At 39.2% G+C, this 5,913-nt stretch carries 6 protein-coding genes and 4 tRNA genes; 2 read left to right on the forward strand and 8 right to left on the reverse strand.

Annotated features, from left to right (window positions below):
- The 8 genes from VXS03_RS19915 to murB form a co-directional block, all read right to left on the reverse strand.
- On the reverse strand, positions 1 to 189 hold a 189-nt coding region (locus VXS03_RS19915), incomplete at its 3' end, for a GTP-binding protein (protein ID WP_327765518.1).
- A gap of 100 nt (positions 190 to 289) precedes the next feature.
- A tRNA-Thr gene (locus VXS03_RS19920) sits at positions 290 to 365 on the reverse strand.
- Positions 366 to 377: 12 nt separating this feature from the next.
- Positions 378 to 452, reverse strand: a tRNA-Gly gene (locus VXS03_RS19925).
- A 43-nt stretch (positions 453 to 495) separates the two neighbouring features.
- Positions 496 to 580, reverse strand: a tRNA-Tyr gene (locus VXS03_RS19930).
- 14 nt (positions 581 to 594) lie between these two features.
- A tRNA-Thr gene (locus tag VXS03_RS19935) sits at positions 595 to 670 on the reverse strand.
- A 96-nt stretch (positions 671 to 766) separates the two neighbouring features.
- On the reverse strand, positions 767 to 1,498 hold the full coding sequence (locus tag VXS03_RS19940; protein ID WP_327765519.1) for a type III pantothenate kinase: 732 nt from the start codon (positions 1,496 to 1,498) through the stop codon (positions 767 to 769).
- Entirely contained in the window at positions 1,498 to 2,460 is a 963-nt protein-coding gene (birA, locus tag VXS03_RS19945) for a bifunctional biotin--[acetyl-CoA-carboxylase] ligase/biotin operon repressor BirA (protein ID WP_327765520.1), read from the reverse strand. Before birA ends, VXS03_RS19940 begins: the two co-directional genes overlap by 1 nt.
- The gene (murB, locus tag VXS03_RS19950; RefSeq protein WP_327765521.1) at positions 2,460 to 3,500 is read right to left on the reverse strand and encodes a UDP-N-acetylmuramate dehydrogenase; all 1,041 of its coding nucleotides are present in this window, start codon (positions 3,498 to 3,500) and stop codon (positions 2,460 to 2,462) included. Before murB ends, birA begins: the two co-directional genes overlap by 1 nt.
- A gap of 74 nt (positions 3,501 to 3,574) precedes the next feature.
- Here murB and VXS03_RS19955 point away from each other — a divergent pair, with 74 nt between their 5' ends.
- Both VXS03_RS19955 and pssA read left to right on the forward strand, forming a co-directional pair.
- On the forward strand, positions 3,575 to 4,006 hold the full coding sequence (locus VXS03_RS19955; RefSeq protein WP_327765522.1) for a GNAT family N-acetyltransferase: 432 nt from the start codon (positions 3,575 to 3,577) through the stop codon (positions 4,004 to 4,006).
- Between the two features lie 122 nt (positions 4,007 to 4,128).
- Positions 4,129 to 5,478, forward strand: a complete 1,350-nt coding sequence (gene pssA / locus VXS03_RS19960; RefSeq protein WP_327765523.1) for a CDP-diacylglycerol--serine O-phosphatidyltransferase — start codon at positions 4,129 to 4,131, stop codon at positions 5,476 to 5,478.
- The last annotated feature ends 435 nt before the right edge of the window (positions 5,479 to 5,913 follow it).

Here is a 5,913-nt window from a genome sequence, read left to right on the forward strand (position 1 = left end):
AATTGTGATACCGCGCTCGCGCTCTTCAGGAGCGTTGTCGATTGATGCGAAATCTTTCGCTGTACCACCGTACACTTTTGCAAGTGTAGTACAGATAGCAGCAGTTAGAGTTGTTTTACCGTGGTCAACGTGGCCGATAGTACCAACGTTAACGTGCGGTTTTACGCGTTCGAATTTTTCTTTAGACATGGATAGTCCCTCTGGGCACGGTATTTAGTGGCATTACGACCACACAACCAAACATGGGTTTGTTGAGTATATAACAAATTGATAAATATTGACTGAAGAGTGGTGCTGATAGGCAGATTCGAACTGCCGACCTCACCCTTACCAAGGGTGCGCTCTACCAACTGAGCTATATCAGCACACAAGAAGTGTGGAGCGGGCAGCGGGAATCGAACCCGCGTCATCAGCTTGGAAGGCTGAGGTAATAGCCATTATACGATGCCCGCAAAAACTTTTTTTACTCGTAGCGCTATTTAACTATTTGAATAATGGTGGTGGGGGAAGGATTCGAACCTTCGAAGGCAGTGCCGGCAGATTTACAATCTGCTCCCTTTGGCCACTCGGGAACCCCACCGAAATTCTTGAAACTGGTGCCGACTACCGGAGTCGAACTGGTGACCTACTGATTACAAGTCAGTTGCTCTACCTACTGAGCTAAGTCGGCTTAATTGATGCGCATTCTAGATAATGATGATTTTTGATGCAATACTTTAGTGCTTTTTTTTTATGCTTTTTTTATCAACTGACGTAATTTTATCCATTATCGACATTTCGCATACAAAGCGAGCCCTTCAAGAACCAATTCAGAGCGGTGATTATAATTTTTAATATCGTCTAAAGGAAGATGACGAACACCACCACCACACAACACCACTTCAGGCTCTACCGTCAGTTTTTCTCGAGCTTCTTTTAGGCCGTATTCAATCAAACCAATCAAAGCTGCGCGGCAACCATTTTTAAGACCATCAGCTGTATTGTCAGCCAAACTTAGTCGATCACTATGATCATGGTCAGAAAACACCTTGGTGGTATTTTCCAGTACCACTTTCATCATTAATTGATAACCAGGTGCGATCCAGCCACCAAGGTGCTTTCCATCACCACTTAAAACATCAAATGTTAATGCAGTACCAATATCAACAATAACTGTAGGACGCTTAAACTTTTGATGAATAGCGACTAATGTTAACCAACGATCAACACCTAAATATTGGTATTCACTATAGCCATTTTTAACCCCAAAATCTTTACGCATCGTTTTTACTTGCAGCACAGGAATATTCGCAACTTGCGCAATACGCTGAATCGTATTATCCACTTCAACAGGCCCAACACTTGCAAAAACAATACGTTTGATCTTTTGTTCTAAAATAGGATCCAACACTAACTCTAATTTTTTACTTGGATATTTACCAATCAGCTCCACTTGACCACTGACTTGTAATAGCGCAACTTTAACGTAAGTATTACCCGCTTCAATTAATAACTGCATTAACAACCTCTAAGGCTGATTTCACCACCAACATAAGCAGTAATATCATTATCATTTTCCAGCAATAAAGCCCCTTGCTCATTAATACCGCGAGCAATACCTTCAATTACACGATCACCAATAAGCAGTTTAACAGGCCGATTTAAAAAATTATCTATTTTATTCCAGCGCTCAACAAAACCACTGAGTCCAATATTTTCATATTCTGCTAGCGTTTGATGAATGCGATCAATTAACGTTGCCGCTAACACATTACGCGACGGCAATGGTGAACATGCAGCACTAAGATTGGTCCAAGCTTGATCTATCATTGTTGTCGCTGCCGTAGGCATCGCAATATTTAATCCAATTCCAATGACTAAATGTGCGGCGTCACCCGCTTTCCCTGTCATTTCAACTAAAATCCCCGCTAACTTTTGATCATGATAATAAAGATCATTGGGCCATTTTACGCGAATATCAGGCGCGCCAAGTTGTTGTAACGCTTCAGCAATCGCTACACCAACCACCAAGCTTAACCCCATCGCCGCCGCAACACCTGCCTCTAAACGCCAATAAGTAGATAAATATAAATTACTACCAAAAGGCGATTGCCACTGGCGACCACGTCGACCACGGCCGGCTTGTTGATATTCAGCAAGACAAACAGCACCACTCGGTAATTGATCGATTTGATTAAGTAAGTGCTGATTAGTCGAATCTATTACCGGAATCAATTCTAATTGAGGGCAACTAACCAATTTTGCAATACACTGACTATCAAGTAATTCAATAGGGGCTGCTAAACAATAACCTTTGCCTTGAACACTATATAAATCTAGTCCCCACTGCTGAATGATTTTAATTTGTTTCGCAATACCAGCACGTGACATTCCTAGCGCTAGGCCTAATTTTTCACCTGAATGAAAATGGCCATCGGCTAATAAACGAATCAGAGCTAAACGGGTTGAATGTTCTTTCATTATGCTTGTATCTCGGCCAAATGCGTTTCAACGTTAGCTGCCATAAACCGCACCTCATGTTCTAATGCTATATCAAATTTTGTTGCCACACTATCAACGACATACCGTGCAAGTTGAATAACATCTTGCGCCGTTGCCGTACCAATATTAGTCAATACCAACGCTTGTTGTGGATGTACCTTAGCGCCACCAATCTGATAACCTTTTAAACCACATTGATCAATAAGCCAACCTGCTGCTAATTTCACATGCTGCTCATCAACACCGTAACTAGGTATCGCTGGGTAATCAATAACTAGCTTCTTTAATACCTTTTTTGAAATAATCGGATTTTTAAAAAAACTGCCCGCATTACCAATCACTGCGGGATCAGGCAATTTGGCTTGACGGATCTCACATACAGCATCAAATACTTGCTGAAGAGTAACTGTTGCTAAATCAAATTGATTTAAAGGTACATACGTAATTTTAGGCTGCCATATTTTCGGCAAACAAAAACCAACCGCAACAATAATATGACCATCTTTTAATTGATGTTTAAAAATAGAATCTCGGTAACCAAATTGACATGATGCAGCGTCGTAGCGTTTAATTTCCTGAGTAATGACATCAAGCACATCAACATATTGGCACACATCTTTGAGCTCAACACCATAAGCACCAATATTTTGAATCGGTGATGAACCTACACAACCAGGAATTAAAGCTAAATTTTCTAAGCCACCTATATTACGCTCAACACACCAGCGGACCAATTGATGCCAATCTTCACCGCCACCAACATGCAAACAAAAACTCGATGACGTTTCTGTTAATGTAATACCTTTAATACGATTAAGAATAACCACACCTTCATAGGCTTCACAAAAAAGTAAATTACTTCCATGTCCTACGACTAATTTAGACATATTATTAAAATTTGAATCGTGCCAAATATGAATAAAATCATCGATATTTTCGGCTTCAACAATCTGTTTGGCGGTAACATCAATACCAAAGGTATGATAAGGCGCTAAGCCACGATCATGTAAAACTTTCATGTTAATTTGAGACCATATCTTTATACTATTTGATTCATTTTACCCGATTCAATCTCACAACGCAGTGTTTTCCCATGAGCCAAGTTCACTATCAACCGTTAAAGATAATTCGTTTACCTATCGTCAATAAACTCTATAAGGATTTTTATCCCGCAGGGAAAGCCAAGCGTGATGAAATTTTATGGGTTGGAGAATCACCACTAGGGATTGTTTGTTGTGTTCGATTTAAGCCTATTGGGGAGTTACAACTGTTAACGGGTATGCTTGTCAAACCTGAATTCCGCGGTCAAAAAATAGCAACTCATTTACTTCAGCATGTTACACCACAAATAAAACAAAAACCGTGTTATTGCTTTGCGTTTATAGAACTTGAAGCTCTATATCAACACGCAGGGTTTATTACGTTATCACCTCAGCAACTACCTCATGATTTACAACAACGTTTTGAACGTTATTGTAATAGCGGAAAAAAACTCATTCCAATGCAATATAAAGTTCAATCATAATCACAATTTAGTGAAGCAGTTATATATCTGACAATGAGATAGGTTGACTTGCTATTTTTTCTGATATAATTCGATCCTTAACTCAAATTTATCTTCTTATAGATCGTGTAAACGAGGCGATAATGGATTCAGCTATTGCTAACAGGCAGCAAATAGATCAGCTGCCGCGTATTGCGCACAAGCCCGAAAATTTAGAGACTCTTTTTGACGCGAGTTCTTTCAGAGAGCGTTTGTACCAAGAAATCGATTCAGCACAGCAGCGTATTTATATCGTTGCGCTTTATCTACAAGATGATGAAGCTGGTCGCGGTATACTGACAGCGCTATACGAAGCAAAACAACGTAATCCGGCATTAGATATAAAAGTATTCGTTGATTGGCATCGAGCTCAGCGAGGTCTTATTGGCGCAAGTCAATCTGATGGTAATGCCGCGTTATACCGTGAATATGCTGAGAAATATCAGCATCCTATTGAAGTTCTTGGCGTACCAGTTCGAAATCGTGAAGTATTTGGAGTCTTACATTTAAAAGGCTTTATTATCGATGATACCGTGATATATAGCGGTGCTAGCCTTAATGATGTTTATCTTGCACAACACGACCGCTACCGTTACGACCGCTATCATGTGATCAAAAATAACAAATTAGCGAATAGCATGGCACAATTTATCACTGAAACCTTAGTTGAAAGTGATGCGGTCAATTGTCTAAACCAAGCAGAACGTCCCGATACAAAATCATTAAAAAGCGCGATAAAAGATCTTCGAGCAGAATTGCAACAAGCAAGCTACCACTACGTATCAGAAGCTATTGCAGCAGATGAAGTAGGCTTAACACCACTTATTGGTTTAGGTAAACGTCGTAATCAGCTTAATCAAGATATTTGCACTTTAATTGCCAGCGCACAGAATAAACTAACTATTTGCACGCCTTATTTTAATTTCCCTCGCGGCGTCAGCAAAGAAGTTATTAAAGCCCTCAAACGTGGTGTTAAGGTTACTATTGTTGTTGGTGACAAAACAGCAAACGACTTTTATATTCCACCGTCAGAGCCGTTTAAAACTATTGCCGGTTTACCTTATCTTTACGAAGTAAACTTACGTAACTTTGCAAAAAGTAATGAAGCAGCAATCGCAAGTCGCCAATTAGCTATTCATCTGTGGAAACATGATAATAATAGCTTCCATCTCAAAGGGATCTGGGTCGACGATCAATACATGCTGGTAACAGGTAATAACTTAAACCCTCGAGCATGGAAACTTGACTTAGAAAACGCCATTCTTATTCATGATAAAAATCAACTTCTCGCACCGCAAACTCAGCAAGAAATAGATTGTATACTAACCCACACCACATTAATTGGTAGCTATAAACAAATCGAGAAAATCGACAGCTATCCACTGCAAGTGAAGAAATTAATTAAGCGAATTCGCCGAATTAAAGCCGATCATATCCTTAATCAAATTCTATAATTCTCATTTCAAGCGCAGCAATAATTACTCTTGCTGCGCTTGTCGTTATCATCGACGACAAAGATCTACTCTATCGTAACAAACCCCACCTCATCACTTATAGATATATAAATAAAAAAAACTTTATAATCCTCCCCCCAGACGACTAATTCTTTATAAATATCAAATCACTATTCTAAAATATAAATCTTTTTTACAGTCAGTTATTGCAAAAAAAAGAGAACTAACATCTAATTTAGCAGTAATAACTACCCTATAAGATAACCTCTCCCTTTAAATAACATGAAGTAAACTGATCATCCAGCTATGTAGAAAATCGACATTATGGCCAGCTAATTTTTCAATAGAGAATAATCGTAGCAACGAGAGTTCCAAAGAATATAGAGAGCATGATTACTCAGCAGAATTGCCACATAATATGTTCATTTTCTACAG

Source organism: Photobacterium sp. S4TG1 (assembly GCF_036040035.1).
Lineage (GTDB): Bacteria > Pseudomonadota > Gammaproteobacteria > Enterobacterales > Vibrionaceae > Photobacterium.

Excerpts from the sequence above, each read along its gene's own strand:
- pssA (WP_327765523.1), top strand. The coding sequence starts at position 4,129 with ATGGATTCAGCTATTGCTAACAGGCAGCAAATAGATCAGCTGCCGCGT.
- VXS03_RS19940 (WP_327765519.1), bottom strand. The coding sequence starts at position 1,498 with ATGCAGTTATTAATTGAAGCGGGTAATACTTACGTTAAAGTTGCGCTA.
- VXS03_RS19955 (WP_327765522.1), top strand. The coding sequence starts at position 3,575 with ATGAGCCAAGTTCACTATCAACCGTTAAAGATAATTCGTTTACCTATC.
- birA (WP_327765520.1), bottom strand. The coding sequence starts at position 2,460 with ATGAAAGAACATTCAACCCGTTTAGCTCTGATTCGTTTATTAGCCGAT.
- murB (WP_327765521.1), bottom strand. The coding sequence starts at position 3,500 with ATGAAAGTTTTACATGATCGTGGCTTAGCGCCTTATCATACCTTTGGT.